The following is a 20,626-nucleotide window of genomic DNA, read 5'->3' on the forward strand; positions in this document are numbered from 1 at the left end:
TGCCGTATTTTATGGAAAGTAGTATATTTAAAAAAAAATAAATAATGTCAGACAACAAAGTAATATTGAATTACGCAGGTAATTCATATGAATATCCAATCGTGGATAGTACTATCGGAGACAGAGGGATTGATATTTCAAAATTAAGAGACCAGACAGGTTTGATCACTCTGGATTTAGGTTACAAAAATACAGGAGCTACCATTAGCGACATCACTTACTTAGACGGAGATAAAGGAGAATTATTTTACAGAGGTTATCCAATCGAGCAGATTGCTGAAAAATCTAACTTCACTGAAGTAATGTATCTTTTATTACATGGAGAATTACCTACTCAGGATCAGTTTACTTCATTCGACAACAACATTAAAAAATATAACTTCATCGCAGACGAAATGAAAAAGATCATTGATGTTTTTCCTCGTTCTGCTCACCCTATGGGAGTTCTTTCTTCTATGACTTCTGCATTGACAGCTTTTAACCCTAAAGCCGTTAACGTAAACTCTAAAGAAGAAATGGATCACGCTGCTGAGCTGATGATCGCTAAGTTCTCTCACCTTTGTGCTTGGACTTACAGAAAAACCCAAGGTTTACCATTAAACCACGGTGATAACAACCTAAACTACGTAGAAAACTTCTACAAAATGGCATTCAGATTACCCAATGCTGATTTCGAAATCGATCCGGTAGTTGTAAATGCTTTAGATAAATTATTAATCCTTCACGCTGACCACGAACAAAACTGTTCTACTTCTACAGTAAGAATGGTAGGTTCTGCACACACAGGTCTTTTCGCTTCTATCTCTGCCGGGGTATCTGCACTTTGGGGACCGCTTCACGGTGGAGCTAACCAGGCAGTAATCGAAATGCTTGAGCTTATCGAAAAAGATGGGGGTGATGTATCTAAATATGTTGCCAAAGCTAAAGATAAAGCTGATAACTTCCGTCTTATGGGATTCGGACACAGAGTGTACAAAAACTTCGACCCAAGAGCGAAAATTATCAAGAAAGCTGCTGATGATATCCTTAAAGCATTAGGGATCCAGGATAAAGCTCTTGACATTGCAATGCAGTTAGAAAGAGTAGCTCTTGAAGACGAGTACTTCGTAGAAAGAAAACTATATCCAAACGTAGACTTCTATTCAGGAATCATCTACAGAGCGTTAGGAATTCCTACAGAAATGTTTACCGTAATGTTTGCATTGGGAAGACTTCCGGGATGGATTTCTCAATGGAAAGAAATGAGATTGAAAGGAGACCCGATCGGAAGACCAAGACAGGTTTACCAAGGTGCTCAACAAAGAAATTATATCGATATTTCAAACAGATAATCTTTGTTTTTATCATATTAAAATCCCAAAGCATGCTTTGGGATTTTTTTGTATTCAACAGAGATGGAATTGATCTTGCTTTTTCTTTGTTTAAGCGTTAGCCAAAATGTAGAAAAAGCTTTTCAATAGCTGGTAATTAACTTATTTCAAATGGTCTCTGAAAAAGATAAAGTGATGTTCAATAGACCTTTTCCAATACTCTGTATTATGATTTCCCGGTTGGGAAATAAAAGTCACAGGAATCTTTAAACTGTCAGCCTGATTTTTGATCGCAAGGGTTGCCGGAAAGAGAATATCTTCAGTACCGCAATCTATTAGAAAAGGCCTTCCTTTATTATACGTTTTTAAAAGATAGGAAATAGTATACCGGTTCCATTCTTTTGATGAGCCGAGTGATTGGGATAAATCATCAATAATCCTAGTGCTTTTGAAAAATGCTGCACTAGCTTTGCTAAGGGTATCAAAATCTAAAGAAAACGCACCGCTTGTACTGCCTGCTGTATTGAAATAATCCTGATGAAGGAGGAAATACCTTATTGCTCCGTATCCTCCCATACTTAAACCACTGATGAATATATTATTTTTATCAATGCTAAATCGGGTATGGACCTTGGGGACAAGTTCTTTAAAAAAAAGTCCTCAGCTCTTGAACCTTTATCATATGGGCTGTTGATATACCAGGTCACAAATCCGTCCGGACATACAATGATCATCTTATATTGGTCAGACAGCTTCTGAAGATCTGTTGTCTGCGACCATTGACGATAATTTTCACTATATCCATGGAATAGGTACACCAATGGATACTGCTCCTTTTCGTTATAAACTTTTGGTTTAAATACTAAAACGGTGTCTGGTTTGGCAAGAAATTCAGATTTCATGATCCATTTTTCCTGGGCATTGAAGAACGACAGACCCATCATCATGCTCATCATCAGTAAAATATTCTTTGTGTACATATTTTTGTATTTTAGTGCAAATTTCTGCAAGCCGTCTGTAGATTACAATAGCTAACAAAATTGTGAGTCATCAAGTATGAGAAAAGAAAATTCAACCAATGCCGTAAACGAACAGTTTTTGTTTGGAATCTGTGAACTGAATTCTGCAGTGAGCATCATAAGCGGACGATGGAAGTCACAGATTATTTATTCCATATCTGAAGGGAATAACAGATTCCATCTGCTAAAAAAAGAATTGCCCAATATTTCTGAACAGGTATTGGGAAGACAGCTGAAAGAACTCGAAACCCACCGGCTTATTGTTAAAAAAGAAATACCCGGTACTGTTCCCGCAGGAATAGAATACCTTCTTACCAATAAAGGAAAAGAGGTAGTTCCTATTTTAAAGAGCTTATGTGAATGGGGAAAAACATATGCTGAGGGAAAAGAAATATCGGTTTGTGATTTTATATGAAAAAGTAGGGATGTACCTGAAATTGAATGCAATAATTCATTAAATTTACTTTTCGGAACATCATCGATGATGGAATAAATAACGGATCATGACTTTTGGACAACAGATACTATTTTTCTTCAGTGCAGTGGGAGCTTTTAACGGGCTTCTGCTTGGGATTTATCTTTTGTTTGTTAAAAAATTGAAATACCTGCCTGATTTTTTCCTTGGGCTTCTTCTTCTGATGCTAAGCTCAAGAGTAGGAATTTCGGTATGTATTTACTTTTACCCCGACTTGCCAAGAATTATCCCGCATTTGGGGCTGTCAGCCTTATTTTTCACAGGACCTGCTTTATATTACTATGTAAAATCTTCCTTCCAGCAGGACCAGTTTGATTGGAAGAACTGTCAGAAATGGTTTGGGATAGTAACGCTTATTTTAGGGGTTGTTGGTTTATTGTATCTGGTGTTCCCTATCACCTGGGATCATTATTTCGGAACATTTATTTATACGGTTTGGTCTGTATTTATATTTCTTACGGTTTATCAGTATTATACTTTGATTAAACAGGAGCATAAAAGTCCAAACAAATTTGTGCTTCCGGTTCTGATCAGCAATGTGATTATCTTTCTGACTTATCAGCTGATTTCGACGGGTTGGGTACAAATATACTGCGCAGGAGGAAGCCTTGTGTTTTCGTTCGTGCTGTATGCTAACTTTTTGATTTTATTCAATAAAAAATACCAACAGCTTCCGGTAAAAGAAACTGGAAGATATTCCAATAAAAAAATTTCCGGAGAACAGGCGGACAATTTTGTATCCAGATTAGAAAAATTGATGGATACAGAAGAGCTCTATAAAAATCCGAATTTGAAATTGAGTGACCTGTCTTCAAGAATGAATATGTCAGCCCACCAGCTCTCCCAGCTGCTGAACGATAATTTGGGGAAAAGTTTTGCTACCTGCATCAATGAATACAGGATCAATGAAGCCTGTGAAAAAATAGAAAATGGGTCTTATTTAAAAATTGAGGAGATTGGGTATGAAGTAGGATTTAATTCCAAATCAACTTTCTTCTCAACATTTAAGAAAATTAAAAATACAACCCCTCTTTTGTATAAACAGTCTCAAACCCTTACTGAACCTAGGTTTCAGAGTTCAAATTTATAATTCAGTACTGCGGAATTTCAATTTCAAAACCGTATTTTTACGACAAGCCGATACTTTTGATTTCATAAAATTTAAAATCTATGACAATCAAATTGTGGCTTTTGCTATTCCTATTATTTCTCTCATTTTTAGGAAAAGGGCAGGAAATTGTAAAAAGAAAAGTTTCGGATTCTCTGACTCAGGCAAAATCTTCCACCACGAATATTTCAGAAGTCATTATTCAATCAGCACCTCGCAAGATGAAACTGAATGATGGAAACCTGGTAATGTCTGTTGCCGGAAACAAAGACTTTAAAACCTCTACGCATCTTCTTGATGTTTTAAGAAAAACACCCGGCGTTACGGTAGATCAGGAAGACGGAATTTTTATTGGAGGAAGAATTGCTCCGGCTGTTCTTATTGATGGAAAACCTGTTGTCATGAGTAATCAGGAACTGCAGGCCTATTTGCGGTCTTTATCCCCGGATATGGTGGAGTCTCTAGAAGTGAATACCAATCCGTCTTCAAAATATGATGCAGAATTTAAAGGGATTATTGATATTAAGCTGAAAAAGAATACCGGTCTTGGCTGGAAGGCAAGCTATAATGGTAATGTGTATATTAATAAATTCAACTACCGGGAAAATGCATTCAATATATCTTACCATACGGGAAAAGTGACATACAACCTTCAGACAGGTTATAATGAAGGTATCTCAACCTATCGTTATCAGGCTCTGCAGCGGTTGGCAAATACTAATATCATGCGGACCCATACGGATCAGGAAGATTTCGGGAAGATGTATAATATTCAGGTGGGAGCTGATTTCAGACTGAATGATAAAAACAGACTGGTAATCAATCTGAGAGGTAATTTCCGGAGCCATGACCGTACACGAAACGGATCACTTTTTACGACCGATAAAAGGGAAACACAAACGGTATTGAACACAGCCAATGAAAACCCTACAGACTATTTGCAGGATAATTATGGAATCACTACCGATTATTCTTTTCAAAACAAAGGATTTAAACTCAGTTTTTTAGGAAACTATCTCTCAGTTAAAAATAAACAGAATGATGATTTTATCAACAGAGATCAAGCTACAGCTATTCTTCTGTCTTACTGGAAATCTGATTTGATGAATACAATTAATATCTATACTGCTCAGGTAGATGTTTCGCAGAAAATCAATGAGGTAGATATTGAAGCAGGAATTAAATACAGCAGTTCAGACACCCATAATAATATCAGATATGATACATTGTCTGCCGGAAATCAGTTTGTCTTTGATCCTGCGAGAAGTAATGTATTTTCATATAAAGAAAAAATTTGGGCAGGTTATCTGGCGTACAGGCAAAAAATGGGGAACTTACAGATCAATGCGGGATTAAGATTTGAAAATACAAACAGTATTTCCAATGCAATTACCATGGATTCCGTTGTTTCCAGAAACGATCTGGAATGGTTGCCGTCTTTAAGTGTAAATTATACTTTTAATAAGTCCAGTGAGCTTTCTCTTTCCTACAGCAGGAAAATAACGAGACCTGTTTTCTCACAGCTTAATCCGTTCCGGTTTTATTTCAGTCCGTTAAATTACTGGATTGGGAATCCTTATCTGCTTCCTTCCTTCACGAGCCAGATCAAAGCAACCTATCGCTATAAAAACTGGATCACAAGCTTTACAGTCGGAAAAGAAAAAGACGTTATGACACGCTATCCCCTTTACAACCCGGAAACGAATGTATTAGAATATCTGGGAACGAATCTTCCGTATCGGAATTTTGCTGTTTTGGAAACCAGTTTTCCAATCAGAATTACAAAATGGTGGAATATCACTAGTCAGTTCACGGGATACTATAATGATGAATTCAGACCCTATCTGGATGAGGTCTTTGCTTTGAATATCTACAATTATGAAGTGAGGCTGAACCAGGTATTTTCCCTTCCAAAAGGATTTACGGTGAATCTATTTGCCAATTACGAGTCAAAAACGGGGAACAGCCTTTACATCATCAAGCCAAGATATACCATAGATGTATCAGTTCAGAAGTCATGGCTTGATAATAAACTGAACACTAAAATCGGGTTTAATAATCTCCTGGATTCATACGAACAACAATTGGAATTCCGGCACAAACAGATTATGGATAATCGTCTTACCCATTGGTGGGATAGCAGCCGGTTGGTTTTCTCACTCAGTTATACGCTAGGAAGCTCAAAATATCAGGTAAAAGAAACCCAGAAAACAGAAGAAGAAAACAGAGCGAGATAAGAAAACCTGCTTGAAAAAGCAGGCTTTCGTTTTTATTATGGACATTGGCATCTGTCGCATGTCCAGATATAGCATACTCCTGCTTCGTCCCACTCACAGCATCTTCTGCCGGTTGAGATTCCTATTCCTCCTAATACAGTTTTCTGTTGATCTCTTCCTAATTTTTTTGCATTTTTTAGCATTGGATTGTTCTTGTTCATGATTTCGTTGTTTTGATGTTAATAGTTAAGTTTTAATTATAATTTCGCGAAAATTATATCACTAATGTATGAAAATATTTTTATATGATTGTTGTTTTTTTTGTACGTAGGTAGATGAAATATAGGTGTTTGTAGATTGTTTGTTCTGAATAAAAACAACTTTTCCTTATCACTACACGGAAAAATAAAAATGTAAAATGAGATTTATATAAAAGATACTATAGGTGAACAGCCAAATTTAATGCATAAAATATTCCAAAAGTTTTACAGATAGAGTCCTTTACTTATATTTGTAGTATTGCATAAATCTTTATGAGACTAAACATTAAAAATGAAACGGGAAGGCTGAAGTCAGTAGTTCTAGGCCAACCTAATTCTCTGGGGCCAGTTCCCACATTAGAAGAAAGTTATGACGCCAAGTCATATTACTCAATCGAACACAATATTTATCCTAAAGAAGAGGATATCATCAATGAAATGAATGCTTTTGAAGCGGTTTTAAAAAAGTACGATGTTGAAGTACTGCGCCCGAGCATTATCAAAGATTACAATCAGGTATTTTCCAGAGATGTAGCCTTTGTAATTGATGATAAAATGATCATTTCCAATGTCATCGCCGACAGAGCAGATGAGCAGGAAGCATATAAAAGCGTTTTTGAGAAAGTCGCCTGGAGAAAAATTATTAATCTTCCGGAAACAGCACATATTGAGGGCGGAGACGTCATCGTATGGAACGATTTCCTTTTTATTGGAACCTGCTTCAGTGAAGATTACAGAAACTATAAAACGGCGAGAACCAATGAATATGCCATTGAGATTTTAAAAGAATATTTTCCGAAGAAAAGAATCATTGATCTCGAACTGAAAAAAAATGATAAAGTTCCCTTTGAGGGAATCCTCCATTTAGACTGTACGTTTAACCCGGTAGGAGAAGACAAATGCATCATCTATAAAAACGGTTTTGTAGATGAAAGCGACTACCGTTTAATCATCGATATTTTCGGAGAAGAAAACTGTTTCCATATCAATGATGAGGAAATGTTTGAAATGTTCCCCAATATCTTCTCTATTTCTCCAGATGTAGTAGTTTCAGATAAAGCATTCACCAGAATGAACAACCATTTAAGAAATGAATGGGGAATGACTGTTGAAGAAATCCCTTACCGTGAAATCTCTAAAATGGGCGGACTGTTGAGATGCTCTACAATGCCGCTTGTGAGAGAATAACGGAGTGGGAGAGTTTTAGGGTTTGAGAGTGGAGGAGTTTTAGGGTCTGAGAGTTACAGTGTTGGTACGGTTGAATGTTTTTTTAATTTTAAATAAATATATAGTGTATGTCAACGATTAAATTTCATCAGGACTTAAAAGTTTTTCAAAAATTATTTGAAACAGCACAGCTGATTTATGAACTCTCAAAATTTTTTCCAAAAGAAGAACTTTATTCTCTTACAGACCAAATAAGAAGATCATCAAGATCTGTAACGGCAAATATTAGTGAGGCCTGGGGGAAAAGAAAATATGAAAAATCCTTCATCGCTAAGCTTACAGATTCGGAGGGAGAAGCAAGAGAAACCCAAACATGGCTTCAGTTTGCTTTTGCCTGCCATTATATGAATGAAGAGCAATATGAAATTTGCACAAACAATATAACCAAATAATAGGGATGTTAGTTAATATGATGAGCCAGTCTGAAAAGTGGTGCTCATTCTCTCCGGTTAATAAAGAAGAGAATAATCTGTAAACCGCTGTTCAGACTCTCAAACTCTTATACACTAACACCCTCAAACTTATAAAAAATGCAAACAACAGATACAGTACTAATGATAGAACCGATTGCATTCGGTTACAACGCTGAGACAGCGAAAAACAATTACTTTCAGGTAGAACAGACGGGTTCTGATATCCAGTCAAAAGCCTTGGCTGAGTTCAATACCTTTGTCGGAAAACTGAGAAGCAAAGGAATCAATGTCATCGCGATAAAAGATACCTTGGAACCGCATACTCCGGATTCTATTTTCCCGAATAACTGGGTGAGTTTCCATAAAGACGGGAAGGTGGTTTTATATCCGATGTTCGCCTCCAACAGAAGAGTAGAAAGAAGAGAAGATATTATTGAAAGCATCAAAGACCAAGGGTTTGAAGTTGCTGAAATTGATGACTGGTCTTTTCCTGAAACTCAGGGGCATTTCCTGGAAGGAACAGGAAGTATGATTTTCGATCATGATCATAAGATTGCCTATGGTTCAGTTTCCTTAAGACTGGATGAAAACTTATTCAGGGAATTCTGTGCAAAATATGGCTTCACTCCGGTGGTTTTCCATTCATTCCAAACGGTAGGTACAGAAAGACTTCCCATTTATCATACCAATGTGATGATGTGTGTGGCAGATCAGTTTGTGGTAATCTGCCTTGATTGTATCGATGATGAGCTGGAAAGAGAGAAAGTGATAGAGGTTATTAAAAATTCAGGTAAAGAAATTATTGAGATCTCCGAAGAACAGATGCAGCAGTTTGCAGGAAATATGCTTCAGGTTCAGAATAAAGACGGCGAAAAGTTTTTGGTCATGAGCCAAACCGCTTACCAGTCTTTAGCGGCAGAACAGGTGGCGGCTATTGAAAAATACTGCGAAATTATCTATTCAGACCTCAATACCATTGAAGTAAACGGAGGCGGAAGCGCAAGATGTATGCTTGCTGAAGTTTTTCTTCCAAAAAAATAATATATTTACGAAAAAATTAATTGAACCCATTATCAAGTAAAGGTTTACATATTCTTCTGACTTTGGAAACAGAGTCAGAAGATTTGTTATTAGACAGCAAAGGTTTTCTGACATTTACAGAAGAAATTCTGAAAACGAAAGAGGTAGAAATTGTAGGAGTAACGAATCATATTTTTGAAAACGAAAGTTTTACTTCCGCAGTGATCCTTAAGGAGTCTCACCTTTGTATCCATACGTGGCCGGAATTTAAACAGCTTACTTTTGATGTTTTTCTTTGTAATTATACCCAGGACAATACCACAAAAGTAGAGCAGATTGCAGATGAAGTGGTTCAGTATTTTAAAGCTAATACCATTCAAAAACACAAAATTTACAGATAAAAATGCATTATGTCTGCCCAGCATGCGAATCAGAAAATAAATTAGACCTTACTTTTCCTGTTGAAGAATATGTTTGTCAAACCTGTTCTCATCTCATTGATGTTGCCGGAAACAAACAAATCAAACATTTGAAAGTACCGACGGAAAACGTTGTTTTAGATGTCGGGCAAAAAGGAAAAATTGCAGGTGTGGAATATACTGTTGTTGCAATTATTGTCAAAAGATATGGCTCCAATATTTTCTGGCGTGAGTACTATTTAAAAGACAGCAAAGGAGATGATGTTTTCCTGAGTGAAAGTGACGGACATTGGGTTTTCCTGGTTCCTATTCATCCCGATGATTTTAAAGGTAAAAGTTCAACAGTAAGGACTTATGCCGGACGAAACTACCGCTGGTACGAAAATTCTCCATGCAGTATCTATGCCGCTGCCGGTTTTTTTGATGAGCGTTTGGACTTTAGCCTTGCCACCTACAAAGAATACGTTAACGGAACCCATATGATCTCACAGGAAACAGTGGGTAAAAAAATCCAGTATTTCTATGGCGTTCACATTTCAAGATATGATGTAAAAAGAGCTTTTAAAATAGCTCATATGCCACATTACACGGGAATAGGGATCGTTCAGCCGTATTATTTTGATATCAGACAGGCTGTAAACATTTTTTGTATGGCTGCATTGATGATATGCCTGTTTCAGCTGTACGTCTATACCTCAAGAACCAATGAAACCGTTTTTGAACAGTCGATCAACTTTGCCGATGTCAAAGATAAAGAACTGGTGAGTAAAAGCTTTACCCTCTCAGGAGGTTCAGCACCATTAAAAGTCAATGCTTTTTCAGCAGTTGATAATTCATGGGCCAATGTTCAGCTGAGTCTTGTTAATGAGAATACGAACGAAGTTGTCTATACCTCAAAAGATATCGAACAATATCACGGTTATGAAGACGGCGAAAGCTGGTCGGAAGGAAACCAGTCCGAAGAATTTAATCTTTGCGGAGTAAGTTCCGGGAAATATCATTTTCTTATTTCGGCAGAAAAAGAAGGGACTTTACCTGCATTTTCCGGTCTACAGTCACCGGATTCAAAAGTACTGATCTCTAGGGATAAATCCGGGATTCTGGACGTTACCGATATCTATAAAGCACAATCTACAACTTTTATAGACGGAAAAACACTGGAAAAAGATTCATCAGAACTTGGTAAACTCGTGAAGGCATCCTTTGGAACATCAAAAATAGATTCCCTGATCAATGCTGAAGGACTAAGACTTACAACAGATGCTGTCACAGCAAACAGCGATGTTAAGATCAAAGCAATCTGGCTTCCCGTTTCATTCTGGAATTTCGGATTTATGTTATTCATAATGATTGTTCTGTTTGTGGCTATGTGGATAGGAAGACATTTCTTTAATGTCAGTAAATGGAAGAACAGTTCAAACACCCCTTATTCCACCTCATGATGACCAATACTTTACATTACATAAGACAAAACTGGATACTCTGTTTGATTGGAGGATTTTTCCTGGCGTGGTTTGTATACCTTACTTACCAGGGAAATCAGGTCTGCGATTGTGCCAAAACGGAAACATACCGCGACGGGACCACAAGAAGCCATTCCAGAGTAGGATTCTACAGATACTATCACAAATAAAAATATAAAAACTATGGACAACATCAATCTATTACCCATATTAAACTCGGTTCTTTACTCATTTTTAGGAATCGCGATTCTGCTGGTATGCTATTTCGTTATTGAAAAGCTGACTCCGGAAAAAACATGGCATGAGATCGCTCAGAACAAAAACATAGCACTGGCTATTGTTTTCGGAGCATTTATCATCGGAATTTCAATGATTATAAGCGCCGCGATTCATGGATAAGAAGAGGATTCCTCTTGAGCTGCTTTTATTGTTTTCAGTATTCGTCATTGCTACCTGCGGATTGATTTATGAATTGGTGGCCGGAGCCCTGGCGAGCTATCTTTTAGGAGACTCTGTAAAGCAGTTTTCATTCATCATTGGGGTGTATCTGTTTTCCATGGGAGTAGGTTCCTATTTTGCGAAATTCATCAAAGGAAATCTGATCGATAAATTCATTGAGATTGAGATCCTGGTAGGAATCGTAGGCGGAATCAGCTCTGTTGTACTCTTTACTTTGTTTAATACACTGGCACATTTTGAAAGCGTTCTCTACCTTTTTGTCTTTTTCACCGGGTGTCTCGTTGGGGTGGAAATTCCGCTTTTGATGAACATTCTGAAAGACAGAGTGCAGTTTAAAGATTTAGTTTCCAATGTCTTTGCATTCGATTATATTGGGGCTTTACTGGCATCAATTCTTTTTCCGCTGGTTTTAATTCCACAGCTGGGAATTGTAAAAACACCTTTGTTTTTTGGGCTTATTAATATCTCTATTGCAATATTTCTATGCTATTACCTTAAAAAGGAATTGTCAAAACCATTATCATTAAAAGTAAAATCAATTTCAGCATTTATTGTATTGGTGGGACTTTTTATTTTTTCTGATACTATTTTGTCTTATTCTGAAGAAAAATTATATGGTGAAAATGTAGTCTATACCAAAAGTTCACCTTACCAAAGGATTGTTCTGACCAGAAATACCCACGAATTCCGCCTGTATTTAAATAACAACTTACAGTTTTCATCCACCGATGAATACCGCTATCATGAAGCTTTGGTACATCCTGCGATGTCTATGGCAAAAAATATTGATAAGGTTCTGATTCTCGGAGGTGGAGACGGTTTTGCAGCCAGAGAAGTATTAAAATACAATGATGTTAAAAAAATTACGCTTGTGGATCTTGATGGGGAAATGACTCAGTTTTTTAAGACCAATGAAACGATGCGCAGGCTGAATCAAAGTTCTTTTTCCAATCCAAAAGTGGAGGTTATCAATAAAGACGCCTATATTTGGGTAAAAGAGAACAAAAAAAAGTTTGATGTCATTATCATAGATTTCCCGGATCCATCTAACTACAGCTTAGGAAAACTATATTCCCTGCAGTTTTATAAAGAACTGGAGAAGCTGACGACTCTTGATACCAAGATTGTGGTGCAGACCACCTCCCCATACTTTGCTCCGAAATCTTTCTGGTGTATCGAAAAAACGATCAATCAGATTTTTCCTTTTACAGTAGCATATCATACCTATGTTCCGTCTTTTGGAGAATGGGGATTTTCTATGGCTTCATTTGAACCCGTCAACAACAGGATCTACAGAATGCTTCCCAATTTAAAATACTATGATTACAACTTTTCACAAATGTCTTATTTCAATAAAGATATGAAAGTGAAAGACGTAGAAGTTAACCGTCTGGATAACCAGATATTAGTCCGTTATTTCGATGAAGAGTGGGGAAAAGTTCAGTAGAAAAGATTTTCTTAAAACTATATTTTTAGGTAGCCTTATGCTTCCCTTTTTGCAGTATTGCGGAAAGAAAGCAAAATCGCTGCTGTTGAAGATCACCGGGACCAACCATGTGCTCGGGCATAGATTATGGGCAAAAGATTTTCCTCCGTTTTCAGAAGTTATCCACACCCAATATCTTATTGTGGGTGGTGGAATTTCCGGACTTTCTGCATGCCGGTTTTTTAATTTGAATAATGAACATGATTATCTTCTCCTGGAAATGGAAAACCATCTGGGGGAAATTCTTCAAACGGACAGAATTCATTTTCAAAGTTTCCATTGGGAGCTCATTATTTACCTTTACCGAATAAAGAGAACGTAGAAATTATAGACTTTTTGAAAGAATGTGGAATCTGCCTTGGAACTGAAGAAAGCGGAGAACCTATTTTGGATGAATACCAAATGACCTTTCCACAGCAGGAAAGACTATTTTATAAAAACTCCTGGCAAAATGATATTGTGCCTCAAAGAGGTATTTCAGCAGAAACACAGCAGGAGCTCAACCGCTTTTTTAAGGTGATGGATGAGCTTCGTCTGAAGAAAGATGCACACGGAAAATATTGGTTTGCCATTCCGGTACATGATTCAAGCAGAGAAGATGAGGTTTTACAGCTTGAAAAACTCATTTTCAAAGACTGGCTCAAAGAAAATAACTACAGCTCGGAAGAGCTTCTCTGGCTTCTTGATTATTCATGCAGAGATGATTTTGGATTGGGAATAGACTATGTCTCGGCATGGGCGGGAATTCATTATTTTGCCGGAAGAAAGAATAACTGGAGCACAAAATATAAAGATCAGGTCTTCACATGGCCGGAAGGAAATGCCAGGCTGGCACAACACTTCTCAAAATATACTGCTGGAAAGCATATGTCCGGAAATCTGGTCTTTGATGTAAAGCTCAAGGATAAAGTTGAGGTACTGAGCTTTGATCATACCCAAAAGAAAACTAAAAAAATTATTGCCGATAAAGTATTGTTTGCATCGCCACAGTTTGTGAATGAAAGGATTTTTAATGATGAAAAAGCATCATCATTTAACTATGTTCCCTGGCTTTTAACAACCATTACCCTGAAGAATGAATTCGGGGGAGATGAAGAGCTGGCCTGGGATAATGTGATCTATGGATCTTCAGGGTTGGGTTATATCTTTGATCAGCATCAGAATCTTAACCAGATTATAGGTGAAAAAGTGATTACCCACTATAAGAGTTTTTCAACATCAGACTGTAGAAAAGCAAGGAAAAAGTTGTACGCCATGAAAGACTCTGAACTTAAAACTTTAGTGTTGGAGGATCTGAAGAAAGCGCATCCTTTGATAGAAGATTTCATCCTAGAAATGCAGTTTCATAAAATAGGGCATGCGATGATAGCGCCGGTTCCCAATCAAATCTTTGGGGAAGAAACCCAAGCAGCGAAAGAATCTGTAGAAGGAAAAATTTTCTTTGCCCATTCCGATCTTTCGGGGATATCTATTTTTGAAGAAGCTTTTATCAGGGAATACGAACTGCAGGACAAATGATATAAAATTGATCTATGAAACAGCCCTGGATACATAACGCAAAAACAGACTGGTGGTTTATTCTATCACCGCCTTTCCTGGTACTGCTGATTATTTTTCTTTTTCAGCAACAGATTCAGGGGCTGGAAAATCATTATTCTTTTTACACATGGCTTTTCCTGATTGTATTTGTAGATGTAGCCCACGTCTATTCTACCCTGTTCAAGACGTATTTTGTAAAAGGAGAAATACAGAAAAATAAACTGCTATACCTTGGGATTCCTGCTGTAAGCTGGATTTTGGGTATTATCTTGTTTCAATTCGGGAGTCTGACATTTTGGTCGGTATTGGCATTGGTTGCTGTTTTTCATTTTATACGCCAGCAGTACGGCTTTATGAGAATTTATGCCCGGTTTGAACCGAATAACTGGAGCAAGAAAATAGATGAGGTAGCTGTTTATTCTGCGACCATCTATCCCATGTTGTACTGGTTTAAGACACCTCGTGCCTTTACCTGGTTTGTGAATAATGAATTTAGCTGGTTTGAAAAGCTTCCTGATTATGTAGGTTTTATAACGGCAGTGTATATTGTGATATTGGTTGCTTGGATCGTAAAAACCTTCTCAGATGCTTTTAAAAGAAAGGGAATCAATATTCCAAAGACAGCGCTCATTGGCGGGACTTTTCTTTCATGGTATTTCGGGATTGTCTACTTTAATAACGACCTTCTTTTTACGTTTCTGAATGTAGTTTCTCATGGAATTCCCTATATCGCATTGATTTATATCCGGGAAATACAGCAAAAGGAAAATAATACGTTGAATGGGATGCAAATTTTTAAATCGGTTTCCGGAATATTTTTGTTTATAGGTGTTATTTTAGGGTTCGCCTTTTTGGAAGAATTTTTGTGGGAAACGTTGGTCTGGAATGAGCATTTTTCCCTGAATGTGATTCTTTCAGAAAAATGGTTTCAGTTTCTGGTTCCTTTATTGGTTGTGCCACAGCTTACTCATTATCTTCTGGATGGCTTTATTTGGAGAAAACCCAAAAAAGTTAGCTAACTTTGCTGTAATCTTTAAAATCTAAAAATGAGACAATACTTTCTGTCATTAGCCATTTTTCTCGGAATTATTGTAGGAGCACAGCAGAAGACTTTCTGTAATCCTATTAACATTGATTATGGCTATACTCCTTTTGAAGTTTTTTCAAAACAGGGAAAACACCGTGCTACAGCAGATCCGGTGATTGTTAATTTTAAGAATAAACTGTTTCTTTTTTCTACAAACCAGGAAGGATATTGGTACAGTGATGATATGCTGGACTGGAAGTTTGTAAAGAGAAAATTTCTCAGAGACAATAAATACACCCATGACCTTAATGCTCCGGCAGTCTGGGCCATGAAAGACACTTTGTATGTCTATGGCTCTACCTGGGAACAGGATTTTCCGATCTGGAAAAGTACAAATCCAACCAAAGACGACTGGAAGATTGCGGTGGATACATTAAAAGTAGGAGCATGGGATCCCGCATTCCACTATGACGAAGATAAAAATAAATTGTACCTGTACTGGGGTTCAAGTAACGAATGGCCGTTGCTGGGAACAGAGGTGAAAGTTAAAAATCTTCAGTCCGAAGGTTTTGTAAAACCGATTGTTAAATTAAAGCCGGAAGACCACGGATGGGAACGCTTCGGGGAATATAATGACAATGTTTTTCTTCAGCCTTTTATTGAAGGGGCATGGATGACAAAACACAACGGAAAGTATTATATGCAATACGGTGCTCCGGCTACAGAATTCAGCGGATATTCGGACGGAGTATACGTGAGCAAAAATCCTTTGGAAGGCTTCGAATATCAGCAGCATAATCCATTTTCTTATAAACCGGGAGGTTTTGCAAGAGGAGCAGGCCATGGAGCCACTTTTGAAGACAATTATAAAAACTGGTGGCACATTTCTACCATCTTTATTTCCACTAAAAATAACTTTGAAAGAAGACTTGGAATCTGGCCGGCAGGTTTTGATAAAGACGATGTAATGTACTGTAATACGGCTTATGGTGATTATCCGACATACCTTCCACAGTATGCACAAGGGAAAGATTTTACTAAAGGTCTTTTTGCCGGATGGATGCTGTTGAATTATAATAAACCGGTTCAGGTCTCATCTACTCTAGGAGGTTATCAACCCAACAATGCTGTAGATGAAGATATCAAGACTTACTGGAGTGCCAAGACCGGAAATTCCGGAGAGTGGTTTCAAACGGATTTGGGTGAGGTTTCTACCATCAATGCCATTCAGATCAATTATGCAGATCAGGATGCCGAGTTCATGGGAAAGACTTTAGGAAAAATGCATCAGTATAAGATTTATGGATCCGATGACGGGAAAAAGTGGAAGGTAATTGTTGATAAAAGCAAAAATACCAAAGACGTTCCCCATGATTATGTTGAACTCGAAAAACCTGCAACAGCAAGATTCCTTAAAATGGAAAATCTGAAAATGCCTACGGGGAAGTTTGCATTGAGCGGCTTCAGGGTGTTCGGAAGAGGAGCGGGAGAAAAACCTAAAAAGGTAGAAGGATTTGTTCCTCTGAGGGCCGATCCTAAGAAATATGGGGAGAGAAGAAGCATCTGGATGAAGTGGCAGCAGAATCCTGAAGCAGACGGCTATGTAATCTATTGGGGAAAATCCCCTGATAAAATGTACGGAAGCATTATGGTCTATGGAAAGAATGAATATTTCTTTACAGGGGCAGACCGGGCAGACGCCTATTATTTCCAGATTGAAGCTTTCAATGCCAATGGAGTTTCAGAAAGAACCGTAGTTGCAAAATCTGAATAAATAAGTAAGATCAAGAGGCTGGAATTGCTATCGGCCTATAATTTCTGACGGTTATGATAAATGTAATGAAATAACTTAAAAAACCAATACAATGGGAGGAGTGCTTGTTTTTTGGAACTTAATAGCTTTCTTTTTCCAGTGAAACTTCCTTCACAAAAAATAGCACGTTTTGAATCCTCAGAACGTGCTGTTTTTTGACTGTTTTTTAAGAAAAGCTTCAATTTTATCTATAAGAAATTCATTATGCGGCTGCTTATCCCAGTTCAGATGTCCGCCATTGAATGGATAAGATTCGTGGATAACCTTGTTTTTACTTAATATAGAATCTAATATTTTTCCTTGCGTTACAGGAATAACACGGTCTGTTTTCCCGTAATAAGACAGGGTAGGAGGAGTATTTGTATTAATCCAGTGTACCGGGCTTGCAAAATGATCTGCAGATGTTCCGGAGGGCAGAATCTTTGGATCAGCCAGGTATTTTTCTACAAATTAGTAATCCGCATAGGTTTTAAACCCCGGATCCGTAAGATCTGCCGGGCCTACAATATTAATGACGGATTTTACGCTTCTCAGAGAGTCAAAGTGGTATGCATAAAGCATAGATAAATGTCCGCCGGCACTGTTTCCCAAAAGAATAAGCTGGGGAGTATAATTTAATTTCTTTTTCAGAAATGCGGCGGCGCTTTTAATATCATCCATCTGATTCGGGATCCCAAACTGCGTTTGAGAAGCTAATCTGTAATTGATATTGGCGAAAATATGGTCAGGAAATCTCTGCATCATCGAAAGTGTAAAGAAGGTAAGCTGGGATTTGTTGCCACTGCGCCAGCCTCCGCCATGTATGATCATAAAAACATCTCTTTTTTCCGAGGGTTGATCATGCGGAATATAAAGATCCATGATCTGCGCCGCATCATTTCCATAAGAAATGTTTTCTTCCTTATCAAAACTGATCCCGTTGCCAAGATTGATTCTTTTCTCTTTGCAGCCCGCCGGCAGAAGGAATAAAGGAAGGGCTATAAAAATGAATACTAAACTTTTTCTCATACCGGTTAAAGATAAAAAACCCGCTGATAAACCAACGGGTTGTTGTACAAAATAATTGAATTGAATATGAAGAAAGATAGTTTTTATCTTGTTCTGCTTTTAATAGAGTCTGAAGCCCCTTCAATATCTCTTACCTTTTTCACTTTTTGGTTTCCGAAGTTATATGTAAGACTTACCGTCAAACTTCTTGGATATTGATTCTGATGGATATAGTTGTAATTTCCATTGTCCTGATAATCTTCAATCTTTACGATATTAGTTCTTAAGACATCGTTGAGGTTGACTGCAAAAGTCCATTCATTCCAGGTTTTCTTGATGCTGAGATCTAAGCTCATTAAACTTTTCAAAGTACCCAGCTCAATCTGCTGTTTGTCTACGAAGAAATAATTGACGCCCAGGAACCAGGTTTTCTTTTTATCAAGGCGGATGGTGTTGTTGGTCTGGATCAATAAACTGGTAGAGTTTGTCGTATTGGTATATACTATATATTCACCCTTCTTATTTTTGAAACGGTCTCCGGTTGTAGGATCGGTATCCAGGCTTCCGTTGTTGATGTTATGCTGAACCCCAATATTGAAGTTAGTGGTCCAGTATTGTTTGAAGAATGATTTCTGGATTCCTACCATGGCAGACATTTCCTGCTTATCCCCAAAATTGGTCCTGATGTATCTCAATACAGGATTTTTTCCAAGGTTCCCTCCAGGAGATTCAGGGTATCCCTGCAGAGGAACCTGGGTAATGGCATCCTTAAAATAGGAATGGCTCAGAATCAGGAAATAAGAATTTTTATACATATAGGTCAGTTCCTGGTTATAAGTGGAAGAGGCCTTTACAAAAGGATTGTTTTGAGTATAATTATCATCCGTCAGAATATTTCTTACCGGATTGATTTCCCAAAAGCTGGGTCTTCTCATTCTGCTTGAAAAGGAATACGAAAGATTATTTTTATCATTTATAGCATAGTTAAAACTTACATAAGGAAGGAAGTTGCTGTAATTTCTTTTAATCCTTTTAAGATCTTCCGTAGGGGCATTGTCAGAAGTTCCTAAGCTGTTGGTGATCTCATATCTGGCCCCTATTTTTCCTGAGAACTTATCCGATAGCTTTTTTTCTGCGGTGATATAAAAGCCATATATGTTTTCATCATAGATAAAGTGGTTGGGAGCAGATTTTGAACTTGCGGGATCAAAAAGAAAAGTGTCGTTTTTAGAATCGTTATCGGTCTTGGTTTTGTTATAATTTCCTCCTACAGAAACAGTCAGGTCATTTTTGAATTTTTGGATATAATCCACCATTCCGGAGAAATTATTAATACGTTGAGGGAGATCCTGAAATACCTGGGTGGTCATCTTTCCTAATTCTCTATTGATGCTTGATGCATAGGTTTGGTTGTCGGTAAACTGAAATCTTTTATAATTCAGATAAGCAGCGTTTACATTTAACTTACTGCCCAGAGAATCTGTTTTTAACTCATAGTTTAAATTTAAAGAATTGTTGTATGACCTTGCATCTTCTTTATTTTTTGACCATGTATACTTTGTTTTCCCTCCGCTTGTGATGGTATTAAAAAGGCTTACTCTGGAGTCATAGCTCTTATTGGCCCAGGTGTTCCAGGAAAGGGCGAGGTTGCTTTTTTCAGTCAGCTGATAGTCAATATTCAGGTAACCGCCAATATTTTTGTTGGGATCATCAATATCTCCTGTAGATTCGTTGGAGGTATCAATAGTTCCGTTTCTTAAAGTATAAGTTTGGGCCTGGATGTTCTCTCCACCGTTGAGATTGGCACTGATTCCCAGCTTGTCCTTTCTGTAATTGGCAGAAAAACTGGTCTGGCTTGCATTATATTTATTTTGGGTGTTCGAGAATCTCATATTTCCGTTGAGACCGTCACTCATCTTTTTCTTTAAAACGATATTGATGATCCCGTCCGAAGATTCCACCTGATATTCACTTCCGGGAACGGTAATCACTTCAATTTTCTGAATGTTCTCAGCAGGAGTGTTTTTCAGGAACTGAACCAGAGACTCAGCATCCATATTGGTTTTTCGTCCGTTGATATAGATTAAAGCATTGTTTTTTCCTGCAATTTTCAACGTTTTGTCATCCGTTGATGACAGCAATGGGGTCTGTTTCAAAAGATCAAAAGTCGTATTTCCTTTAGCAACAGGAGAAGCCGCAACATCATATACAAAACGGTCGCTCTGTTTTTTGAAAACCTGTTTTGTTAGGGTTATGCCTTCAATATTTTTTGTCTTTGTCGTATCGGGTTTCTTTTCCTGGGCGAAAGCATAGGCTCCGAACAGGATTGCAATTGATAAAAGAGTGCGTTTCATGTTTTAGTAGGTGTGTGAATGAATGATATTA

General features: G+C 37.5%; 21 protein-coding genes. 16 read left to right on the forward strand and 5 right to left on the reverse strand.

Annotated features, from left to right (window positions below; all coding sequences use genetic code 11):
• Nucleotides 1–44 precede the first annotated feature (44 nt).
• Nucleotides 45–1,331: a citrate synthase gene (locus tag MUW56_RS12760; protein ID WP_292013541.1), complete on the forward strand. Its 1,287-nt coding sequence runs from the start codon at nucleotides 45–47 to the stop codon at nucleotides 1,329–1,331.
• A 141-nt stretch (nucleotides 1,332–1,472) separates the two neighbouring features.
• On the opposite strand, the gene MUW56_RS12765 is transcribed toward MUW56_RS12760, so the two are convergent.
• Entirely contained in the window at nucleotides 1,473–1,922 is a 450-nt protein-coding gene (locus tag MUW56_RS12765; RefSeq protein WP_367118565.1) for an alpha/beta hydrolase, read from the reverse strand.
• Nucleotides 1,889–2,290: an alpha/beta hydrolase-fold protein gene (locus tag MUW56_RS12770; protein WP_292013542.1), complete on the reverse strand. Its 402-nt coding sequence runs from the start codon at nucleotides 2,288–2,290 to the stop codon at nucleotides 1,889–1,891. Before MUW56_RS12770 ends, MUW56_RS12765 begins: the two co-directional genes overlap by 34 nt.
• 76 nt (nucleotides 2,291–2,366) lie before the next feature.
• On the opposite strand from MUW56_RS12770, the gene MUW56_RS12775 reads away from it, so the two are divergent.
• The 3 genes from MUW56_RS12775 (at nucleotide 2,367) to MUW56_RS12785 (ending at nucleotide 6,149) form a co-directional block, all read left to right on the forward strand.
• Nucleotides 2,367–2,744, forward strand: a complete 378-nt coding sequence (locus tag MUW56_RS12775) for a helix-turn-helix domain-containing protein (RefSeq protein ID WP_292013543.1) — start codon at nucleotides 2,367–2,369, stop codon at nucleotides 2,742–2,744.
• Between the two features lie 88 nt (nucleotides 2,745–2,832).
• Nucleotides 2,833–3,894 (forward strand): AraC family transcriptional regulator, encoded by a 1,062-nt coding sequence (locus tag MUW56_RS12780; RefSeq protein WP_292013544.1) that lies wholly within the window; start codon nucleotides 2,833–2,835, stop codon nucleotides 3,892–3,894.
• Between the two features lie 80 nt (nucleotides 3,895–3,974).
• Entirely contained in the window at nucleotides 3,975–6,149 is a 2,175-nt protein-coding gene (locus tag MUW56_RS12785; protein WP_292013545.1) for a TonB-dependent receptor, read from the forward strand.
• A gap of 35 nt (nucleotides 6,150–6,184) precedes the next feature.
• Here the strand turns inward: MUW56_RS12785 and MUW56_RS12790 are convergent, their stop codons facing one another.
• Nucleotides 6,185–6,349 carry a hypothetical protein gene (locus tag MUW56_RS12790; RefSeq protein ID WP_292013546.1) on the reverse strand — a complete coding sequence of 55 codons (165 nt, stop codon included), beginning with the start codon at nucleotides 6,347–6,349 and terminating at the stop codon, nucleotides 6,185–6,187.
• A gap of 312 nt (nucleotides 6,350–6,661) precedes the next feature.
• On the opposite strand from MUW56_RS12790, the gene MUW56_RS12795 reads away from it, so the two are divergent.
• The 12 genes from MUW56_RS12795 (at nucleotide 6,662) to MUW56_RS12850 (ending at nucleotide 17,215) form a co-directional block, all read left to right on the forward strand.
• Nucleotides 6,662–7,576 carry a dimethylarginine dimethylaminohydrolase family protein gene (locus tag MUW56_RS12795; protein WP_292013547.1) on the forward strand — a complete coding sequence of 305 codons (915 nt, stop codon included), beginning with the start codon at nucleotides 6,662–6,664 and terminating at the stop codon, nucleotides 7,574–7,576.
• Between the two features lie 107 nt (nucleotides 7,577–7,683).
• Complete coding sequence (locus MUW56_RS12800; RefSeq protein WP_292013548.1) at nucleotides 7,684–8,007, forward strand: four helix bundle protein; 324 nt, start codon at nucleotides 7,684–7,686, stop codon at nucleotides 8,005–8,007.
• Between the two features lie 138 nt (nucleotides 8,008–8,145).
• Nucleotides 8,146–9,069 (forward strand): citrulline utilization hydrolase CtlX, encoded by a 924-nt coding sequence (gene ctlX / locus MUW56_RS12805; protein WP_292013549.1) that lies wholly within the window; start codon nucleotides 8,146–8,148, stop codon nucleotides 9,067–9,069.
• A gap of 20 nt (nucleotides 9,070–9,089) precedes the next feature.
• Nucleotides 9,090–9,449 (forward strand): S-adenosylmethionine decarboxylase family protein, encoded by a 360-nt coding sequence (locus MUW56_RS12810; RefSeq protein WP_292013550.1) that lies wholly within the window; start codon nucleotides 9,090–9,092, stop codon nucleotides 9,447–9,449.
• Nucleotides 9,450–9,451: 2 nt separating this feature from the next.
• Nucleotides 9,452–10,909, forward strand: a complete 1,458-nt coding sequence (locus tag MUW56_RS12815) for a DUF4178 domain-containing protein (RefSeq protein ID WP_292013551.1) — start codon at nucleotides 9,452–9,454, stop codon at nucleotides 10,907–10,909.
• On the forward strand, nucleotides 10,870–11,100 hold the full coding sequence (locus MUW56_RS12820) for a hypothetical protein (protein ID WP_292013552.1): 231 nt from the start codon (nucleotides 10,870–10,872) through the stop codon (nucleotides 11,098–11,100). The genes MUW56_RS12815 and MUW56_RS12820 overlap by 40 nt, the downstream gene beginning before the upstream one ends.
• A gap of 13 nt (nucleotides 11,101–11,113) precedes the next feature.
• Nucleotides 11,114–11,329, forward strand: coding sequence for a DUF350 domain-containing protein (locus MUW56_RS12825; protein WP_129038294.1), 216 nt, complete (start codon nucleotides 11,114–11,116; stop codon nucleotides 11,327–11,329).
• Nucleotides 11,322–12,836, forward strand: a complete 1,515-nt coding sequence (locus MUW56_RS12830; protein ID WP_292013553.1) for a polyamine aminopropyltransferase — start codon at nucleotides 11,322–11,324, stop codon at nucleotides 12,834–12,836. Before MUW56_RS12825 ends, MUW56_RS12830 begins: the two co-directional genes overlap by 8 nt.
• 37 nt (nucleotides 12,837–12,873) lie before the next feature.
• Entirely contained in the window at nucleotides 12,874–13,197 is a 324-nt protein-coding gene (locus MUW56_RS12835) for an NAD(P)-binding protein (RefSeq protein ID WP_292013554.1), read from the forward strand.
• Between the two features lie 14 nt (nucleotides 13,198–13,211).
• A complete protein-coding gene (locus MUW56_RS12840; protein WP_292013555.1) occupies nucleotides 13,212–14,393 on the forward strand; it encodes a twin-arginine translocation pathway signal protein in 1,182 nt (393 codons plus the stop codon).
• A gap of 14 nt (nucleotides 14,394–14,407) precedes the next feature.
• Nucleotides 14,408–15,433 carry a hypothetical protein gene (locus MUW56_RS12845; RefSeq protein ID WP_292013556.1) on the forward strand — a complete coding sequence of 342 codons (1,026 nt, stop codon included), beginning with the start codon at nucleotides 14,408–14,410 and terminating at the stop codon, nucleotides 15,431–15,433.
• 27 nt (nucleotides 15,434–15,460) lie between these two features.
• A complete protein-coding gene (locus MUW56_RS12850; RefSeq protein ID WP_292013557.1) occupies nucleotides 15,461–17,215 on the forward strand; it encodes a discoidin domain-containing protein in 1,755 nt (584 codons plus the stop codon).
• A 489-nt stretch (nucleotides 17,216–17,704) separates the two neighbouring features.
• Here the strand turns inward: MUW56_RS12850 and MUW56_RS12855 are convergent, their stop codons facing one another.
• Nucleotides 17,705–18,262 carry an alpha/beta hydrolase gene (locus MUW56_RS12855; RefSeq protein WP_292013558.1) on the reverse strand — a complete coding sequence of 186 codons (558 nt, stop codon included), beginning with the start codon at nucleotides 18,260–18,262 and terminating at the stop codon, nucleotides 17,705–17,707.
• An 83-nt stretch (nucleotides 18,263–18,345) separates the two neighbouring features.
• On the reverse strand, nucleotides 18,346–20,595 hold the full coding sequence (locus tag MUW56_RS12860; RefSeq protein ID WP_292013559.1) for a TonB-dependent receptor: 2,250 nt from the start codon (nucleotides 20,593–20,595) through the stop codon (nucleotides 18,346–18,348).
• Nucleotides 20,596–20,626: the final 31 nt, after the last annotated feature.

It is taken from the genome of Chryseobacterium sp. (genome assembly GCF_022869225.1).
In the GTDB taxonomy this organism is placed as follows: domain Bacteria; phylum Bacteroidota; class Bacteroidia; order Flavobacteriales; family Weeksellaceae; genus Chryseobacterium.

Coding starts and splice junctions, on each gene's coding strand:
- MUW56_RS12760 (WP_292013541.1), top strand. CDS start 45: ATGTCAGACAACAAAGTAATATTGAATTACGCAGGTAATTCATATGAA.
- ctlX (WP_292013549.1), top strand. CDS start 8,146: ATGCAAACAACAGATACAGTACTAATGATAGAACCGATTGCATTCGGT.
- MUW56_RS12815 (WP_292013551.1), top strand. CDS start 9,452: ATGCATTATGTCTGCCCAGCATGCGAATCAGAAAATAAATTAGACCTT.
- MUW56_RS12825 (WP_129038294.1), top strand. CDS start 11,114: ATGGACAACATCAATCTATTACCCATATTAAACTCGGTTCTTTACTCA.
- MUW56_RS12855 (WP_292013558.1), bottom strand. CDS start 18,262: ATGAGAAAAAGTTTAGTATTCATTTTTATAGCCCTTCCTTTATTCCTT.
- MUW56_RS12850 (WP_292013557.1), top strand. CDS start 15,461: ATGAGACAATACTTTCTGTCATTAGCCATTTTTCTCGGAATTATTGTA.
- MUW56_RS12775 (WP_292013543.1), top strand. CDS start 2,367: ATGAGAAAAGAAAATTCAACCAATGCCGTAAACGAACAGTTTTTGTTT.
- MUW56_RS12785 (WP_292013545.1), top strand. CDS start 3,975: ATGACAATCAAATTGTGGCTTTTGCTATTCCTATTATTTCTCTCATTT.
- MUW56_RS12860 (WP_292013559.1), bottom strand. CDS start 20,595: ATGAAACGCACTCTTTTATCAATTGCAATCCTGTTCGGAGCCTATGCT.
- MUW56_RS12800 (WP_292013548.1), top strand. CDS start 7,684: ATGTCAACGATTAAATTTCATCAGGACTTAAAAGTTTTTCAAAAATTA.
- MUW56_RS12770 (WP_292013542.1), bottom strand. CDS start 2,290: ATGTACACAAAGAATATTTTACTGATGATGAGCATGATGATGGGTCTG.
- MUW56_RS12845 (WP_292013556.1), top strand. CDS start 14,408: ATGAAACAGCCCTGGATACATAACGCAAAAACAGACTGGTGGTTTATT.
- MUW56_RS12780 (WP_292013544.1), top strand. CDS start 2,833: ATGACTTTTGGACAACAGATACTATTTTTCTTCAGTGCAGTGGGAGCT.
- MUW56_RS12835 (WP_292013554.1), top strand. CDS start 12,874: ATGCTTCCCTTTTTGCAGTATTGCGGAAAGAAAGCAAAATCGCTGCTG.
- MUW56_RS12820 (WP_292013552.1), top strand. CDS start 10,870: ATGGAAGAACAGTTCAAACACCCCTTATTCCACCTCATGATGACCAAT.
- MUW56_RS12790 (WP_292013546.1), bottom strand. CDS start 6,349: ATGAACAAGAACAATCCAATGCTAAAAAATGCAAAAAAATTAGGAAGA.
- MUW56_RS12830 (WP_292013553.1), top strand. CDS start 11,322: ATGGATAAGAAGAGGATTCCTCTTGAGCTGCTTTTATTGTTTTCAGTA.
- MUW56_RS12795 (WP_292013547.1), top strand. CDS start 6,662: ATGAGACTAAACATTAAAAATGAAACGGGAAGGCTGAAGTCAGTAGTT.